General features: G+C 63.7%; 13 protein-coding genes. All 13 read left to right on the forward strand.

The genetic code is table 11. The annotated features are described in order from the left end of the window. Positions 1-49: 49 nt before the first annotated feature. Positions 50-1,846: an NAD(P)H-hydrate dehydratase gene (locus HXS65_RS02375; RefSeq protein ID WP_176493008.1), complete on the forward strand. Its 1,797-nt coding sequence runs from the start codon at positions 50-52 to the stop codon at positions 1,844-1,846. Continuing rightward, a complete protein-coding gene (tsaE, locus tag HXS65_RS02380) occupies positions 1,827-2,312 on the forward strand; it encodes a tRNA (adenosine(37)-N6)-threonylcarbamoyltransferase complex ATPase subunit type 1 TsaE (RefSeq protein ID WP_136938177.1) in 486 nt (161 codons plus the stop codon). The genes HXS65_RS02375 and tsaE overlap by 20 nt, the downstream gene beginning before the upstream one ends. A gap of 93 nt (positions 2,313-2,405) precedes the next feature. Further along, positions 2,406-3,890, forward strand: a complete 1,485-nt coding sequence (locus tag HXS65_RS02385; protein ID WP_371861104.1) for an N-acetylmuramoyl-L-alanine amidase — start codon at positions 2,406-2,408, stop codon at positions 3,888-3,890. A 195-nt stretch (positions 3,891-4,085) separates the two neighbouring features. Continuing rightward, positions 4,086-6,362, forward strand: coding sequence for a DNA mismatch repair endonuclease MutL (gene mutL, locus HXS65_RS02390; protein WP_176493009.1), 2,277 nt, complete (start codon positions 4,086-4,088; stop codon positions 6,360-6,362). 60 nt (positions 6,363-6,422) lie between these two features. Next, entirely contained in the window at positions 6,423-7,406 is a 984-nt protein-coding gene (gene miaA / locus HXS65_RS02395; protein WP_240704163.1) for a tRNA (adenosine(37)-N6)-dimethylallyltransferase MiaA, read from the forward strand. A 115-nt stretch (positions 7,407-7,521) separates the two neighbouring features. Next, positions 7,522-7,770: an RNA chaperone Hfq gene (gene hfq / locus HXS65_RS02400; protein ID WP_065392483.1), complete on the forward strand. Its 249-nt coding sequence runs from the start codon at positions 7,522-7,524 to the stop codon at positions 7,768-7,770. 15 nt (positions 7,771-7,785) lie between these two features. Next, the gene (gene hflX, locus HXS65_RS02405; protein ID WP_176493010.1) at positions 7,786-9,156 is read left to right on the forward strand and encodes a ribosome rescue GTPase HflX; all 1,371 of its coding nucleotides are present in this window, start codon (positions 7,786-7,788) and stop codon (positions 9,154-9,156) included. A 287-nt stretch (positions 9,157-9,443) separates the two neighbouring features. Further along, positions 9,444-10,676: an FtsH protease activity modulator HflK gene (gene hflK / locus HXS65_RS02410; protein WP_077372495.1), complete on the forward strand. Its 1,233-nt coding sequence runs from the start codon at positions 9,444-9,446 to the stop codon at positions 10,674-10,676. After that, the gene (hflC, locus tag HXS65_RS02415) at positions 10,673-11,554 is read left to right on the forward strand and encodes a protease modulator HflC (RefSeq protein WP_077372498.1); all 882 of its coding nucleotides are present in this window, start codon (positions 10,673-10,675) and stop codon (positions 11,552-11,554) included. The genes hflK and hflC overlap by 4 nt, the downstream gene beginning before the upstream one ends. 400 nt (positions 11,555-11,954) lie before the next feature. Next, a complete protein-coding gene (locus HXS65_RS02420; protein ID WP_077372501.1) occupies positions 11,955-13,139 on the forward strand; it encodes an ATP phosphoribosyltransferase regulatory subunit in 1,185 nt (394 codons plus the stop codon). A gap of 134 nt (positions 13,140-13,273) precedes the next feature. Continuing rightward, on the forward strand, positions 13,274-14,569 hold the full coding sequence (locus HXS65_RS02425; protein WP_077372504.1) for an adenylosuccinate synthase: 1,296 nt from the start codon (positions 13,274-13,276) through the stop codon (positions 14,567-14,569). 325 nt (positions 14,570-14,894) lie between these two features. Continuing rightward, complete coding sequence (locus HXS65_RS02430) at positions 14,895-15,425, forward strand: SUF system Fe-S cluster assembly regulator (RefSeq protein ID WP_084209053.1); 531 nt, start codon at positions 14,895-14,897, stop codon at positions 15,423-15,425. A gap of 125 nt (positions 15,426-15,550) precedes the next feature. Continuing rightward, entirely contained in the window at positions 15,551-16,993 is a 1,443-nt protein-coding gene (sufB, locus tag HXS65_RS02435) for a Fe-S cluster assembly protein SufB (protein ID WP_077372510.1), read from the forward strand. Positions 16,994-17,046 lie beyond the last annotated feature (53 nt).

Raw genomic sequence — 17,046 nt, forward strand, 5'->3', positions numbered from 1 at the left:
AGGGCGCGGGCACGACTCAGTTTATCAGACATGGAGTGTGGGCATGGCCGTGAGCGATTCCTCTAACCCCTGCGATGTGACGTCGGTCTCATCCGCCACTCAAGCCTTGTGGCGTTCGGTCAATTGCCTGTGGCCCATCGCGGCGCTGCGTGACCTCGAGCATTGGCTGCTGGCGGAAGAGACCGTCTCGATGACCAACGGCTTGCCTGAAGCGTCGGTGGACAAGCGTCTGATGGGGCGGGCGGCGCAGTCAGCCTTCGACCTGCTGCGGCAGCGATGGCCCGAGACGCGCAGATTGTGTGTCCTGTGTGGTGGCGGCAACAATGCGGGCGACGGCTATCTGGTGGCGCGTCTTGCCCAGCTGGCGGGGTTCGAGGTGCGCATCATCGCTTTGAAGGATGAGGCGCAATTGACGGGCGATGCCCAGCTGGCCGCGATTGCCGCGCGGGAAGCCGGGGGCGAGCGTCACCCCTGGCCACAAGATACCGCCACGGCAGAATCATTGGTGAAGGGCTGGCCATTGCTGCTGGACGCCCTGACCGGTATCGGTCTGCGCGAGGCGCCCCGCGGCGCGGTCGCCCACGCCATCGAGCTGATCAACCAACGTCACCGGGAGGGCGCGCATGTCATGGCGCTGGATGTGCCCTCGGGGCTTGATGCCGCCACGGGGGCGGTGGCCGGTGTCGCCGTGGAGGCGGATGTCACGCTGACATTTCTGGTCGACAAGCCGGGTCTGCACACCGGGCGCGCCGAGCTGCATGCCGGACACGTCAGTCTGGCGCGGCTTGGTGCGGCTCGGGTGCTGCCGGAGGTGGTCAAGCAGACCCGAACGGCAGCGTTGCTGGCGTGCGAGTCCGTGCAGCGCCTCACGCCGCGCTGGCTGGAGACCGAGCTGGTGCCGCGCTCTCCGCTGGCGCACAAGGGGGATGCCGGCAGCGTGCTGGTCTTTGGCGGCGGGCCGGGGCTTGGCGGCTCCGTTCTGCTGGCCAGTGAAGCCGCCGCGCGTGCCGGTGCCGGCAAGGTGGCGCTGCTTACCGCGCCGGCGCATGTCAGCGCCAGCCTGACACGCTGCCCGGAAGTCATGGTGCGTGGTCTCAAGAGCGGGCCGGAGGGCAGCAGTCACGACGGGTTTGCCGTACTGGAAGCCCAGATGGCACAGGCCAGCGTGACACTGGTCGGCCCCGGCATGGGGACGGAGCCGCTGGAGAGCCTGTTGTGGGGCTGGGGAGGACTGTCTCGCGTGCTCGCGGCCGACCAGCCGCTGGTGGTGGATGCCGACGCCCTGAGCCTGCTGGCCTGGCGAGCCGGTGAAGGTGAGGTGATCCGACGCGACGATTGGGTGTTGACGCCGCATCCCGGAGAGGCGGCGCGCCTGCTGGGCTGCTCGGTGGCACAGGTCGAGCAGGACCGGCCCGGCGCCGTGCGCGCCCTGCAGCAAAGATATGGCGGTAGTGTGGTGCTCAAGGGGGCCGGCAGTCTGATTGCCAGTCCCGCCGGCGTACTGGAAGGGCCAGACGTGGCGCTGTGTCCCTATGGCAATCCCGGCATGGCCAGTGGCGGCATGGGGGACGTGCTGGGCGGCATCATCGCGGGGCTGGCGGCCCAGGCGCTCAATGGTGGCTTCGATGCACGCCAGTCACGCACCCATGAGCAGGGCACGGCACAGGCGGCGCATGTCACGCGTTGCATGGCGCAGGCGGCACGGGTCGGCGTGCTGGTGCACGCCCTGGCCGCCGACCGTGCGGTGCAGGAGCGCGGCGAGCGTGGCCTGCTCGCGGGTGATCTGGCATCCTATATGCATTTATTGCTCAATCCACGGGCCCGAAATGCGCATACTCCTGTCTGATGAAAATGCCCAGGTTGCCTTTGGCAGCCAGCTGGGCGACGTCCTTGCCGGCCGCGGGCTGGTGTTCCTGGAAGGTGAGCTGGGGGCCGGCAAGACGACTCTCACGCGTGGCGTGCTGCGTGCCTACGGGCATGAGGGGGCGGTGAAGAGTCCGACCTATACCCTGGTGGAGCCCTATGTGCTGCCACGTCCCGAGGGCGGCGAATGGCACATCAATCATTTTGATCTCTACCGGCTGGCTGACCCGGAGGAGCTTGAGTTCATCGGCGGGCGAGACCTGCTTGCCGATGACAGCCTGGCGCTGATCGAGTGGCCAAGCTGTGGTCAGGGCTTCCTGCCGGTGCCGGACCTGCGCGTGACGTTGTCCGTCGCCGAGCAGGGCCGCGAGGCCGAGTTGCATGCCCTCACACCGCGAGGAGAGGGTTGGCTTGAGGCACTGGCCGAGCGACGCGCCTCTCAGGCATGATGGCGCCTGACGTGCCGTATCATCTTCGTGGCTGCGTCTGGTCATCCTTCGCTATATTCATCCATGTTCCTTCTGTTCGAGTCACCCTTTCCGATGCCTGAAACTGCGCCCCAATCCTCTCGCCTGCGCATGATGCGCGGTCTACGTCGCTGCCTGGCGGGGGGGGTGATGTGCTCGCTGGCAAGTCTCGCGCTCGCTCCCCAGGCGCTGGCCGCCAAGGTCGAGAATCTGCGGTTGTGGACCGCGCCGGACCACACGCGGCTGGTGTTCGATCTCGATAGCGCAGCCAGTGCCAACATCTTCAGCCTCGACAATCCTCGGCGTCTGGTGATCGACCTCGCGGCAAGCGAGGTGGCCAGCAACGCGGTGAAGCGCAAGCTCGATGCGCTGGATCTGGAAGGCAGTGCCATCAAGGCGATCCGTACCGGACGACAGGACGATGCCCTGCGGGTCGTGCTGGATCTGACGCGCCAGGTCAATCCCAAGGACTTCACGCTGGCGCCGAACGACAAGTACGGCAACCGTCTGGTGGTGGATCTCGAGTTCCCGGGCGAGTCCGCGGTCGAGAATCCCATTGACCCGATCGAAGCCCGTATCCGCGAGCAGGAGCAGGCGGCAGCCAAGCGCAAGCTGAAGGGCGAGCCTGCCGCGCCGCTGCCGAGCAGCAAGGCGGCGACGCATCCCAAGCGCGATATCATCATCGCCATTGACCCCGGTCACGGCGGTGAGGACCCGGGCGCCAGCGGCCCGAGTGGTACCAAGGAGAAGGATGTGGTGCTCAAGATCGGCAAGCGCCTCAAGCGCATGTTCGACGAGCAGCCCGGCTTCAAGGCCATCCTGACCCGCAACAGCGATTACTACATCCCGCTGCGCAAGCGTACCGAGATCGCGCGTGAGCAGAAGGCAGACTTCTTCGTCTCGGTGCACGCCGACGCCTTCAACAGTCCGCGGCCGCATGGCAGCTCGGTCTTTGCGCTTTCCAGCCGTGGCGCCACCTCAGAGACTGCCCGCTGGCTGGCGGCCACCGAGAACCGTGCTGACCTGATCGGTGGCGTGGATGGCAACCTCAGCCTGAATGACAAGGATGAGATGCTGCGCGGCGTGCTGCTGGATCTGACCATGACCGCCACGCTCAATGATTCATTGGCGGCAGGCAGCGGCGTGCTGGCCAATCTGGGCCGCATCAACTCGCTGCACAAGCGTCAGGTGGAGCAGGCCGGGTTCGTGGTGCTCAAGTCGCCGGACATCCCGTCTCTGCTGGTGGAAACGGGCTTCATCTCCAATCCCCAGGAAGAGCGCAACCTCAACAGTGGCGCCTATCAGGAAAAGCTGGCGCGCTCGATCTTCTCGGGTATCCAGAGTCACTTCGAGCGCAATCCGCCGCCTGCCAGTCTGCTGGCATGGCGACGCAGCCAGGCACGAGGCGGCAACGGTGGCGAGTATCGCGTCAAGAGTGGCGATACGCTGTCGGAAGTCGCACAGCGTCACAACGTGAGCATGGCCGCGCTGAAGCAGGCCAATGGCATGAGCGGGGACACGGTCCGCGTCGGTCAGGTGCTCAAGATTCCACGCGGCTGAGTGTCAGGCCGCCTGCTCCTTCGACGTGGCGGCAGGCGGGTGTGGCAGCCCGAGCACGCTATCCACCGGGCATGAAGCCCGTCGACTGTCCGCAGCCCCGGCTCTTGCGTGCTCGCCGCACGAAGAGGCCGGGTCGGCGGGCAGTGTCGTTTTCAGAGAGACGCCCTCTACGCATGCATAATCAGGAGTTCTTCCATGTCCGTCGAGCCATCTGATACGGATGTCGCTGAAACACGTGAGCGGCGTATCCGCATCCTCAATCCGCGTCTTGCCAACCAGATCGCGGCGGGCGAGGTGGTGGAGCGACCGGCCTCCGTGGTCAAGGAGCTGGTCGAGAACGCCATCGATGCCGGCAGTACGCGCATCGAGCTGGAACTGGAAGGCGGCGGTGCGCGGCTGATTCGCGTGCGTGACAACGGCTGCGGCATCACCGAGGAGGATCTGCCGCTGGCCCTGTCACGTCACGCGACCAGCAAGATCGAGAGCCTTGATGACCTGGAGGGTGTGGCGAGTCTCGGCTTTCGGGGGGAGGCATTGGCCTCGATCAGCTCGGTCTCGCGCCTGGAGCTGTTCTCGAACGTCTCGGATGAGCCCGCCAATGGCTGGCGGGTGGTGGCGGAAGGCCGTGAGATGTCGCCACGCGTCTCGCCGGCACCCCATCCGCGTGGCACCAGCGTGGCCGTGCGTGACCTGTTCTTCAATACGCCGGCGCGTCGCAAGTTCATGCGTACCGAGAAGACCGAATTCGGCCATGTCGAGGAAAGCTTCCGGCGTCTCGCGCTGTCGCGTCACGACATCGGCTGGACGTTGCGCCACAACCAGAAGGTGGTGCATCAGCTGCGTGCCGGCGAGGACACGCTGACGGTGGAGCGACGGATCGGCGCACTGCTGGGTCGCAACTTCCTCGAGCATGCGCTGCATCTGGATATCGAGGCCTCCGGCTTGCGTCTCTCCGGCTGGGTCGGCTTGCCGACGCATTCGCGTGCCCAGGCGGACCAGCAGTATTTCTTCGTCAATGGCCGCGTGGTGCGTGACCGTCTGGTCGCGCATGCTGTGCGTCAGGCCTATCGCGACGTGCTGTTCCACGGCCGGCATCCGGTGTTCGTGCTCTATCTGGAGCTGGACCCCACGGTGGTGGATGTCAACGTTCACCCCACCAAGCACGAAGTGCGCTTCCGCGACGGACGCCTGGTGCACGACTTCCTGTTCTCCAGCCTGCACAAGGCACTGGCCGAGGTGCGCCCCGGTGACAACAGCGCCGCGCCCACCGGTATCGAGGGCCAGGAGAAGGAGGAGGATCCCGGCTGGCAGCAGCAGGGCATGCGTCTCGGGCGTCAGGAGCAGGATGCGCAGGAGCATGGTGCGTCAGCGCAGTCATCCCCTGGTGGTGGTGCGTCGGCCGTGAAGGATCAGTCAGCCGCTGCAGGTGAGCCGTCAGGCGCTGCCGCGCCCTGGAAGCCATCGTCACAGCTGCCGCCGGCCGGAGATGGCCGCTCCAGCGAGCGCCTGAGTGCTGAGCGGGTGCGTCAGTTCATGGCCGGCTATCGTGCGTTGCATCCCAGCGAAGACCATCTGCTGACGCCGGGTGGCGGGCCTGCGGGCACGACGCCTGAGCATGGCGCTGCTCGCGACCCTGCCGCCATCGCCAGTGCCGAGCGCGAGGCGCGGCGCGCCCCGCGTGTCACCCTGGGCGAAGGGATGCGCCAAGGTGAGGATGACGCACCGGCCGGTATCAGCGAATCTGCCGCCGGTTGGCAGGTCTCGGCACCGTCAGCGGAGCCATCGTCGGGAGTCCCGGCAGAGAATGTGTCCGCTGACGGCCCCACGCCTGTCGCCTCTGACATCGTGATGCGTGGCCTGCCAGCCCAGAGCGCCGAGGATGATACGCCACCGCTGGGCTACGCCATCGCGCAGCTGCACGGGGTCTACATCCTGTCGCAGACCTCGCGTGGACTGGTGATGGTCGACATGCACGCCGCCCACGAGCGCATCACCTACGAGCGCATGAAGCGCCATGTGCATGGCGGCGGTCATCTGGAGGCCCAGCCGCTGCTGGTGCCGGTGTCACTTGCCGTCAGTTCGCGCGAGATGGGGACCTTCGAGCGCGAATCGGAGGCATTCACGCGTCTTGGCGTCGAACTGGACGCCGCCGGACCGGAAACCCTGCTGGTGCGGCAGGTGCCGGTGGTGCTCGGCAATGCCGATGTCGAGCCACTGGTGCGCGGCATGCTGGAGGATCTCGAGCGTTACGGTCGCAGCGATCGCATGGAAGCTCACATGAATGAGCTGCTCGCGGACATGGCCTGTCGGGGCAGCGTGCGGGCCAATCGTCGCCTGACGGTTCCCGAGATGAATGCCCTGCTGCGAGACATGGAGCGCACCGAGCGCTCCGGTCAGTGCAATCATGGCCGTCCTACCTGGACCGAACTTTCCATGAATGAACTCGACAAGCTGTTCCTGCGTGGGCAGTAAGCCTGCCCGGCAACGGCAGTGGTTCACCCTTGATTCACCTCCTAGCCCAGACAATAGGTCATGACCCAGACGCAATCCCCCGACATTTCCCCCCGTGCCGCGCATGAGCTGGCTGACAAACCGCCCGTCATGCTGTTGATGGGGCCGACAGCCTCCGGCAAGACGGACCTGGCCATCCGCTGGCACGAGGAGCAGGGGGCGGAGCTGGTGAGCGTCGATTCCGCGCTGATCTATCGTGGCATGGACATCGGGACCGCCAAGCCCAGCGCCGAAGAGCTGGCGCGGGCGCCGCACCGGTTGATCGACTTCCTGGACCCGCTGGAGAGCTATTCGGCAGCGGAGTTTCGTCGCGATGCACTGGCGCATATCGCCGAGATCCAGTCCCGCGGCAAGATGCCGCTGCTGGTCGGTGGCACCATGATGTATTTCAAGCGGCTGCTGGAAGGTGTGGCGGAGCTGCCGGCGGCGGATCCCGCGCTGCGTGAACAGCTGGAAGCACGCGCCAGAGACGAAGGGCTGCCGGCGCTGCATGCGCAGCTTGCCAGGCTGGATCCGGCGAGCGCCGAGAGAATTCGGCCCTCGGACCCGCAGCGTCTGACACGTGCGCTGGAAGTCTGTCTGTTGAGCGGGCGATCGATGACGGAGCTGCTCGCGGAGCAGCCGGAAGCCGAGCTTCCGTTCCGGCCGATCCCGATCGCACTGGCGCCCCATGACAGAGCCGTGTTACATGAACGTATCGAGACGCGTTTTGACCAGATGCTGGAACAGGGCCTGATTGGCGAGGTCGAAGCGCTGAAGGCTCGCCCGGAGCTGCACCCCGGGCTGCCCTCGATACGCTGTGTCGGCTATCGTCAGGTGTGGGATTATCTGGAGGGGCATCTGACGCGTGACGAGATGCGTGAGCGTGGCATCATTGCCACCCGCCAGCTCGCCAAGCGTCAATTGACCTGGCTGCGTAGCTGGAAGGGGATTCACCACGTGGATTCCATGGGTGTAAATCCTTACAGTGAAACCTTGAAAATCGTGCGCCAGACCAGCACTTAGCGTAACATGAGCTGTCACGACCCGCGCCCGTGAAGCCCCCCAAAGAGGGCAACCCGGAGCGCTGGCGAACATAACCATACTTGCCTCGAACGAGACATTTTTTACGGAGAGTCACATGTCCAAAGGTCAATCACTCCAGGACCCGTACCTGAACATCCTGCGCAAGGAACGTATTCCGGTCTCGATCTTCCTGGTCAACGGCATCAAGCTGCAGGGCCAGATCGAATCCTTCGATCAATTCGTCATCCTGCTGCGCAATACCGTCTCCCAGATGGTTTACAAGCACGCTATCTCAACCGTGGTGCCCTCGCGCAATGTGCGCCTGCCGGCCCAGGATGCGACCGTGCCCTCCACAGAAAGCTGAAATCCGAGGCGCTGATTGTTCTTCGAACGACCCGAAGCCGGTGAAACGGCCGTCCTGGTCCATGTCAATTTCCGGGACGAAAAAGAACGCGAGGATGCCGGTGAGCTCCTCGAACTCGTACGTTCGGCAGACGCCGTGCCGGCCACCCTCATCGAGGGTAGCCGGCCCCGCCCTGACTCCCGTACGTTCATCGGAGAAGGCAAGCTTGAGGAAGTGCGTGAGGCCCTGGCCGAGCACCAAGCCGAGCTTGTGATCTTCAACCATTCATTGAGCCCTTCCCAGCAGCGTAACCTTGAAGGTTCGCTCCAGTGTCGCGTGATCGACCGCACCGGTCTGATCCTCGACATCTTTGCCCAGCGCGCGCGTACCCACGAGGGCAAGCTGCAGGTGGAGCTCGCTCAGCTCGAGTACATGTCCACCCGCCTGGTGCGTGGCTGGACCCACCTTGAGCGTCAGAAGGGCGGTATCGGTCTGCGTGGCCCGGGGGAAACCCAGCTCGAGACCGACCGTCGTCTGCTGCGTGCCCGGATCAAGTCGATCCACAAGCGGCTCGAGAAGGTGCACAAGCAGCGCGATCAGAACCGCCGTGCTCGGGCACGTGCCGAGATCCCCAGCCTGTCACTGGTCGGCTATACCAACGCCGGCAAGTCGACGCTGTTCAATGCGCTGACCACCTCTGAGGTCTACGCGGCGGATCAGCTGTTCGCCACGCTCGACCCGACGCTGCGCCGTCTGGAGCTGGAAGACGTGGGCCCTGCGGTGCTTGCGGATACCGTCGGCTTCATTCGGCACCTGCCGCACAAGCTGGTGGAAGCGTTCCAGGCCACCCTGCAGGAAGCCGCCGAGGCGGACCTGCTGGTGCACGTCATCGATGCGGCTGACCCGGAAAATGATCGCAATACCGAGCAGGTCAACGAGGTGCTCAACGAGATTGAGGCCGGTGACGTGCCACGCCTGCTGGTCATGAACAAGGTCGATCGCCTCGACATGGCGCCGCGCATAGAGCGCGACGGCTTCGGGCGTCCGCTGGTCGTATGGTTGTCGGCGCGTGACGGCAAGGGGCTGGATCTGCTGATGCAGGCCTTCTCCGAGCTGCTGTCAGACAATGTCATCTCGACCCGTCTGACGCTGGGGCCGGAGAAGTCACGCCTGCGTGCCGGTCTGCATGAGCTGGATGCCGTCAAGAGTGAAGCGTATGACGAGCAGGGCAATGCGTTGATGGACATTCGTCTCGAGAAGCGCGACTTTCTCCAGTTGTTGTCGCATCTTGGGGAATCTCCCGAGGCCTACCTCGGGGGCGAGCATGACGATCGTGAGGCCTGGCAGCGTGAGCTGTCTGCCGAGCGCGCCGAGAAGCATCGCCTCTCGGTGACGCACAAGTCCTGACGCAGTGATTGCGTCATCTGGCATCTGCAGGTACCTGATGCAGATGCCCTTGCACGGATAGTGACGTGCAGCGAGCAACAGGCATTCGACGTGAAGGGATTGTCGGATGCCGCCTGGCAGAGGATGGTTGTCAGGCAGGGCCATGGCCTTCTCCCGCAAGGGGCGCGCCGCCGTGTCATAGCAAAGAACCGGTCATCAATTGCCGGGGACGATTCCCGGCAACGAAAGCCGGCATGGGCGGCGTCATCATAATGACGAGCGGAACATCGACTGAGTGGAGACGACGTATGGCTTGGAATGAGCCGGGTGGCGGCAACCAGCATGACCCCTGGAGTGGCGGTGGCCGCAACGGGGACAAGAAAGGGGGTGGAGGCAACGGCGGTGGCAACGGTGGACCGCCCGACCTCGACGAAGCGCTGAAGAAGTTCCAGGACAAGCTCAACGGCATGCTGGGCAACGGCCGCAAGCGTCGTGGCGGCAGCGGGGGCGGCAACGGCGGCAGTGGTGGCAGCACCAATGCCTTTGCCCTGCCGGGCATCATCGGGGTGGTGCTGGTCGCCATCTGGGCGGCTTCCGGTTTCTATCTGGTCGATCAGTCCGAACGTGGCGTGGTGCTTCGCTTCGGCAAGTACAACGACATCGTCGGCCCGGGTCTGCACTGGAATCCGCCGATCATCGATGACGTTCGCGAGATCAACGTCACCAAGGTGCGCTCGCTCTCCCAGACCAAGTCGATGCTGACGCAGGACGAGAACATCGTCGAAGTGCAGATGTCCGTCCAGTATCAGGTATCCAACCCGCGTGACTTCCTGCTCAATGTGCGTGCTCCCGAGGTCAGCCTCGAGAACGCCATGGACTCTGCATTGCGTCACGAAGTCGGCAGCGCCGACATGAACGACATTCTGACCTCCGGGCGTGAGCTGCTGGCCAGCAACGTCAAGTCGCGTCTGCAGTCCTACCTGGACAACTATGGCGTGGGTCTGACATTGCAGACCATCAACGTCGAGTCCACGTCGGCGCCGGCAGCGGTCCAGGATTCCTTCGATGACGTCATCAAGGCTCGTGAGGATCGTCAGCGCACGATCAACCAGGCATTGGCCTACGAGAACTCGATTCTCCCGGCGGCTCAAGGTCAGGCGCAGCGCATCATCGAGGAAGCCGAAGGGTACAAGGAGTCGGTGGTGGCCAAGTCCCAGGGTGAGGCCAATCGCTTCACTTCCCTGCTGACCGAGTACCAGAAGGCACCGGAGATCATCCGCGAGCGCATGTACCTCGAGACCATGGGGGAAGTGCTCGGCAAGACCAACAAGGTGCTGGTGGATGTCGAGAACGGCAACTCCCTCATGTACCTGCCGTTGGACAAGCTGGCTGGCAAGTCCAATGCCACGTCCGAGGATGCCAGTGGCATGAGTCGCAGTGAGTTGGATCGCGTGTCCCGACAGGCGAGCGACGCTCTCGGCCGCAGCAGCCAGAGCAGCAATGACAGCAGCAACAGCATTCGTCGGGAGGGTCGTCAATGATCAACAATCGCTCACTGATGGCCGTGGCGGGTCTGGCCGTCGTTGCCTGGTTCGCCAGCAACAGCCTCTACACGATCGATGAGACCCAGCGCGCCATCAAGCTCAAGTTTGGTGAGGTGGTGGAAGACAACATCCAGCCGGGCCTGCATTTCAAGTTGCCGGTCTACAACACGATTCGTACCTTCGATACGCGCGTGTTGACACTGGATGCCCAGGCGAGCCGTTATCTGACACGCGAGAAGAAGGCGGTCATCGTCGACTCCTTCGTCAAGTGGAAGATCATCGACCCGAAGCGCTACTACGAGGCGACGTCCGGTGATGAGCAGATGGCAGAGCGTCTGATCGCGCCGCGTGTCGACGAGAGTCTGCGTAACGAGTTCGGCAAGCTCGAGCTGGTGCAGATCATCTCCGAACAGCGTGATGCGCTGATGAAGAAGCCCACCGAAGAGCTCGACGCGGTGATGCGCAAGGAGCTGGGGGTGTCGATTCTCGATATCCGCGTCAAGCGCATCGACCTGCCGGACGAAGTCTCTCAGGCGGTCTATGAGCGCATGAAGACCGAGCGTCAGCGTGAGGCACGTGAATATCGTGCCCAGGGTCAGGAGCAGGCCGAGAAGATCCAGGCCAATGCGGACCGCCGTCGTTCGGTACTGCTTGCACAGGCTGAAGAGCAGGCGCAGACCCTGCGTGGTGAGGGGGACGCATCAGCGGCCGCCATCTACGCTGCGGCCTACGGGGCGGATCTGGAGTTCTTCCGCTTCTATCGCTCGCTGCAGGCCTATCGCGACAGCTTCAAGGGTGATGGCAACATGATGGTCATCCAGCCGGATAGCGAATTCTTCCGCTTCTTCAAGGATTCGCAGGGCGGCTCTCAGTAACGGCTGACCGTCCGCATCGTCATCAGGCGAACAGATGACGATGCCGCGGATGAACCCCGCACGAAGTCTCGTGTGGGGTTCATCCCGAAAGGATTCATGCTAGACTCCTGCAACCGGGCACCGCCCGGTTTTTTTGTGGCCGTTTTTCCTCTATCGACGACGTTCCCACGAAGTCCCGATGGGCCCCGGACAGGCGCTGTCAGCGTGGCAGTCCTTGCTCGCGAAGCCGCCTCAAGGCGCGGCTCGAGCCTGTCTCACGCCGTGTTTCAAGGGCGTTGCCGTCGAGTGTCCAGCGTGTTGCGCGGGTGTTTCGTCACTGAGTTGCAGCGGCATGTCCCTGCACTGACGGCACGCGCGATACGCGCCACTCCTTGTCAAAAATTTCTCGCAGGATAGCGCAATGACCATCGCAGATCGCTGGCTCCTCCCGGATGGCATGGATGAGGTACTGCCGCCTCAGGCAACCCGTATGGAGGCGCTGCGCCGCGCGCTGCTCGACCTCTATCATCGCTTCGGCTATGACCTGGTGCTGCCGCCTCCCGTCGAATTCCTTGATTCCCTGCTGACCGGCACCGGTACCGAGCTTGACCTTCAGACCTTCAAGCTGACAGATCAGATGACCGGGCGCATGATGGGAGCCAGTGCCGATGTCACCCCGCAGGTGGCACGCATGGATGCCCACTCCCTGCATCGTGAAGGGCCGGTGCGTCTGTGCTACTGCGCCAACGTGCTGCGTACCAAGGCGGACAAGCATCAGGGCGGACGCAGCCCGGTGCAGGTCGGTGCCGAGCTGTTCGGTCATGCTGGCCTTGAGGCCGACCACGAGATCCTGCACCTGGCACTGACCAGCCTCGAGCAGGCCGGTGCTGGCGAGCTGCACCTGGCGCTGGGGCATATCGGCATCTATCGTGCCTTGATCGCCGAAGCCGGCATGAGCGACGAGCACGAGCGCGAGCTGTTCGCCGCCATCGAACGCAAGCAGTATTCCGCTCTCGATGCATTGATCGATCGCGTGGTGGGTGACAAGGTGGTGGCGGGCATGCTCAAGACCCTGCCGCACCTGCACGGGGATGAAGAGATTCTTGCCCAGGCCCGGACCGCCTTTGCCGGTGCGCCCGCTGCCGTCGCCGGCGCACTGGATCAGCTTGCCGCCCTCAGTCAGGTCGTGCGTGAGCGTCATCCGCAGGTCACGTTGTACTTCGATCTCGCCGAACTGCGCGGCTATGAATATCACACCGGCATGGTGTTCGCGGCCTATGTGCCGGGCTATGGTCAGGCGCTGGCCAAGGGCGGGCGCTACGACGATACTGGGCGTGCCTTCGGACGTGCGCGTCCGGCCACCGGCTTCTCGATGGACCTGAAGCAGCTGGCGTCGCTCGCCGTGCAGCCTCCGGCCTGCGATGGCATCTGGGCACCGGCACTCAATGACAGCGCGCTGCGCGAGTGTGTCGATCAACTGCGCGCCGACGGCGAGCGTGTCATCGCCGCGCTACCGGGCCAGACCACCGGTGCCGATGCGCACCGTTGCAACCGCGAGCTTGTCCAGGTCGATGGCGCCTGGCAGGTCGTGACGCTGCAGTCGTGATCCGCTGACGGCCATGCGTGCCAGCCAGCAGAACAGCAGGGGCCACCAGGTCCCGAGGTGCAGCTGCCCTTGAGGTGGCTGCACTTGTGAGTGGGTTTTCACCGACGGTTATTCACCGAAAGAGACTAGGAATCATGGGCAAGAATGTAGTCGTGCTCGGCACCCAATGGGGTGATGAAGGCAAGGGCAAGGTCGTTGACCTGCTGACCGAATCCGCCAGCGCCGTCGTGCGCTTCCAGGGTGGCCACAACGCCGGCCATACACTGGTGCTGGATGGCAAGAAGACCGTTCTTCACCTGATCCCGTCCGGTATCCTGCACCCGGGCAAGACCTGCGTCATCGGCAACGGCGTCGTGCTGTCTCCAGAAGCGCTGATCAAGGAGATCCGCGAGCTGGAAGCCAACGACGTGCCGGTACGTGACCGTCTGCGTCTGTCGCCGGCTTGCCCGCTGATCCTGTCCTATCACGTGCGCCTGGATCAGGCGCGTGAGAAGGCGCGTGGTGTCGCCAAGATCGGCACCACGGGTCGTGGCATCGGGCCGGCCTACGAAGACAAGGTCGCGCGTCGTGGCCTGCGTCTGGGTGACATGCTCCACCGTGAGCGTTTCGCCTCCAAGCTGGGCGAAGTGCTGGATTACCACAACTTCGTGCTGCAGCACTATCACGGTGAAGCGCCGGTCGACTTCCAGCAGGTGCTGGACGAAGCCATGGAAATGGCCGAAGAGCTGCGTCCGATGGTCTGCGACACCGTGGATCTGGTCCACTCCGTGCGCAAGGCCAACGAGAACATCCTCTTCGAGGGTGCTCAAGGCTCACTGCTCGACATCGACCACGGTACCTACCCGTACGTCACCAGCTCCAACACCACTGCCGGCGGCACCGCCACCGGTTCCGGTGTCGGCCCGCTGTATCTCGACTACGTGCTGGGCATCACCAAGGCCTACACCACCCGTGTCGGTTCCGGCCCGTTCCCGACCGAGCTGTTCGATGAGTTCGGCCGTCACCTGGCCGAGCGTGGCCACGAATTCGGTGCCACCACCGGTCGTGCGCGTCGTTGTGGCTGGTTCGATGCCGTCGCCCTGCGTCACGCCGTGCAGATCAACTCGGTCAGCGGCATCTGCCTGACCAAGCTGGACGTGCTGGATGGTCTCGAGAACATCCGGGTCTGCATCGGCTATCGCAGCAAGGATGGCGACGTGCTGGACAACCCGGTGGATTCCGAAGGCTATGAAGCCATCGAGCCGCTCTACCAGGACCTGCCGGGCTGGAGCGACTCCACCATCGGCGTGCGTGAAGTCGAGAAGCTGCCGGCCAATGCCCGTGCCTACATCAGCTTCCTGGAAGAGCAGGTCGGCGTGCCGATCGACATCATCTCCACCGGCCCGGATCGCAACGAGACCATCGTGCTGCGCAATCCGTTCCACGACTGATCATGACCACGTCGCTCTCCTGAGTGGCGCGTGATGTCGAGATGATGCAAGACCAAGACACCCCGTCGGGATTTCCCGGCGGGGTGTCTTGCGTTCCAAGGCTGGCAGCAGAAGGTCTTGTACAGTCTTGAGAGTGGCAGGGTGGGGTGGTCAGTAGAAATTTTAAATGGGAATGATTGTTATTTTTGTTGTGATCGGCGGCTATCTTGTCGGCAAACTGGTTGCCCAGGCCGCAATTTGGCGTTTTCGCAGGGTGCTTGGCTTCACATCGTTCTGATACAGGACTAAAATGGTCCCCAATTGATAACCCCGCAGTGGAGGCAAGATGCTGAAGCTTTCCAGAATGACCGATTATGCCGCCGTGGTGATGGCGCGCATCGCTCGCGAGCCGGAGTCGGCCCATGCAGCGATCGATCTCGCGGAAAGCGTTCAGTTGCCGCATCCCACCGTCAGCAAGACCTTGAAGGCGCTGGTACGCGCCGGATTGCTGGAGTCACGTCGTGGGGCGCAGGGGGGCTACCGTCTGGCGCGACCCGCCAGTGACATCACGGCCAGTGACATCATCAGCGCCATCGAAGGTCCGGTGGCCGTCACGGAATGCAGCCACGCCGATGGCGATTGCGAGCTGGTCAACACCTGTGGCGTGGCCGACAACTGGCAGAGAGTCTCGCGCGCCATCGGTGAACTGCTGGGCAGCGTGACGCTGGCACATCTGGCATCCACCGCACCGCTGCGGATGCCGATCCAGTTGCCCATTCAGGCCGTCAGTCTCTACAGCGATGAAGAGGCTGACGGGGGAGCCCCCGACAAGGACAGCAGTGCAGGAAGCGTCGTCAACGGCATGTCCGGGCGCTGAATGCTCAGCCCCACGGTAGCGGGACAGGCATCAGAAATATTCGAATATTCGAGCTTCGCCGCAGTTGAGGCGGGGTGATCAGGAATCTGAACAGACCCGGAGCTTCTCCGGGAGAGGAGACCAGCATGGCGAGCCAGGAGATGGAGCAGCTTGTACAGCGAGAGTACAAGCAGGGCTTCGTGACCGACATCGAGAGCGACACCATTCCGCCGGGACTGGATGAGAGCGTGATTCGCTTCATCTCGGCCAAGAAGGGTGAGCCGGAGTGGATGCTGGAGTGGCGTCTGGATGCCTATCATCAGTGGCTGAAGATGAAGGCGCCGTCCTGGGCACACCTGGATTACCCCGAGATCGACTACCAGGCGATTTCCTATTTCAGCGCCCCGAAGAAGCCGGAAGATCGTCCGCAGAGTCTGGATGAGGTGGACCCCAAGCTGCTGGAGACCTACGAGAAGCTGGGTATCCCGCTGCACGAGCGCGCCGCGCTGGCTGGCGTGGCGGTGGATGCGGTATTCGACTCCGTATCGGTGACCACTACCTTCAAGAAGGAACTGTCCGAGGCGGGCGTGATCTTCTGCTCCATCTCGGAAGCCATCCAGGACTACCCGGAGCTGATCAAGCAGTATCTGGGGACCGTCGTGCCCAAGGCAGACAACTACTTCACCGCGCTGAACGCGGCCGTCTTCACCGATGGCTCCTTCGTGTTCGTGCCGGAAGGCGTGACCTGCCCGATGGAGCTTTCCACCTACTTCCGCATCAACGCCGCCAACACCGGCCAGTTCGAGCGCACCCTGATCATCTGCGAGAAGCAGGCTCAGGTCTCGTATCTGGAAGGCTGCACCGCACCGCAGCGTGATGAGAACCAGCTGCACGCCGCCGTGGTCGAGCTGGTCGCGCTGGAAGATGCCTACATCAAGTACTCCACCGTCCAGAACTGGTATCCGGGCGATGAAGACGGCAAGGGTGGCATCTACAATTTCGTCACCAAGCGCGCCGATTGCCGCGGTGATCGTTCCAAGGTGTCCTGGACCCAGGTCGAGACCGGCTCCGCGATCACCTGGAAGTACCCGTCATGCATCCTGCGTGGCAAGGACAGTGTCGGGGAGTTCTACTCCGTCGCCGTCACCAATGGTCGCCAGCAGGCGGACACCGGTACCAAGATGATCCACATCGGTGAGGGCACCAAGTCCACCATCGTCTCCAAGGGCATCTCGGCGGGCAACTCCGAGCAGTCCTATCGTGGCCTGGTCAAGATCGGTCCACGGGCCAAGGGCGCGCGCAATTTCACCCAGTGTGACTCGCTGTTGATCGGCGATCGCTGTGGTGCGCACACCTTCCCGTATCAGGAGATCGGCAATGCCACCGCTACCGTCGAGCACGAGGCGACGACGTCCAAGATCGGCGAGGATCAGCTGTTCTACTGCCGTCAGCGCGGCATCAGCGAGGAAGATGCGGTCAACATGATCGTCAACGGTTTCTGCAAGGACGTCTTCCAGGAGCTGCCGATGGAGTTCGCCGTCGAGGCCGAGGCGCTGCTCAACGTCACCCTCGAAGGCGCCGTCGGCTAACGCCACAGCCTGTTTCGCATTCATCCCCATTCTTGAGGGCCGCTTGCGGGCGG

Origin of the sequence: Cobetia sp. 5-25-4-2, assembly GCF_013374075.1 — a bacterium.
Taxonomy (GTDB): domain Bacteria; phylum Pseudomonadota; class Gammaproteobacteria; order Pseudomonadales; family Halomonadaceae; genus Cobetia; species Cobetia marina.

Excerpts from the sequence above, each read along its gene's own strand:
- miaA (WP_240704163.1), top strand. The coding sequence starts at position 6,423 with ATGACCCAGACGCAATCCCCCGACATTTCCCCCCGTGCCGCGCATGAG.
- hflK (WP_077372495.1), top strand. The coding sequence starts at position 9,444 with ATGGCTTGGAATGAGCCGGGTGGCGGCAACCAGCATGACCCCTGGAGT.
- tsaE (WP_136938177.1), top strand. The coding sequence starts at position 1,827 with ATGCGCATACTCCTGTCTGATGAAAATGCCCAGGTTGCCTTTGGCAGC.
- HXS65_RS02425 (WP_077372504.1), top strand. The coding sequence starts at position 13,274 with ATGGGCAAGAATGTAGTCGTGCTCGGCACCCAATGGGGTGATGAAGGC.
- HXS65_RS02420 (WP_077372501.1), top strand. The coding sequence starts at position 11,955 with ATGACCATCGCAGATCGCTGGCTCCTCCCGGATGGCATGGATGAGGTA.
- sufB (WP_077372510.1), top strand. The coding sequence starts at position 15,551 with ATGGCGAGCCAGGAGATGGAGCAGCTTGTACAGCGAGAGTACAAGCAG.
- hfq (WP_065392483.1), top strand. The coding sequence starts at position 7,522 with ATGTCCAAAGGTCAATCACTCCAGGACCCGTACCTGAACATCCTGCGC.
- HXS65_RS02430 (WP_084209053.1), top strand. The coding sequence starts at position 14,895 with ATGCTGAAGCTTTCCAGAATGACCGATTATGCCGCCGTGGTGATGGCG.
- HXS65_RS02385 (WP_371861104.1), top strand. The coding sequence starts at position 2,406 with ATGCCTGAAACTGCGCCCCAATCCTCTCGCCTGCGCATGATGCGCGGT.
- hflC (WP_077372498.1), top strand. The coding sequence starts at position 10,673 with ATGATCAACAATCGCTCACTGATGGCCGTGGCGGGTCTGGCCGTCGTT.
- mutL (WP_176493009.1), top strand. The coding sequence starts at position 4,086 with ATGTCCGTCGAGCCATCTGATACGGATGTCGCTGAAACACGTGAGCGG.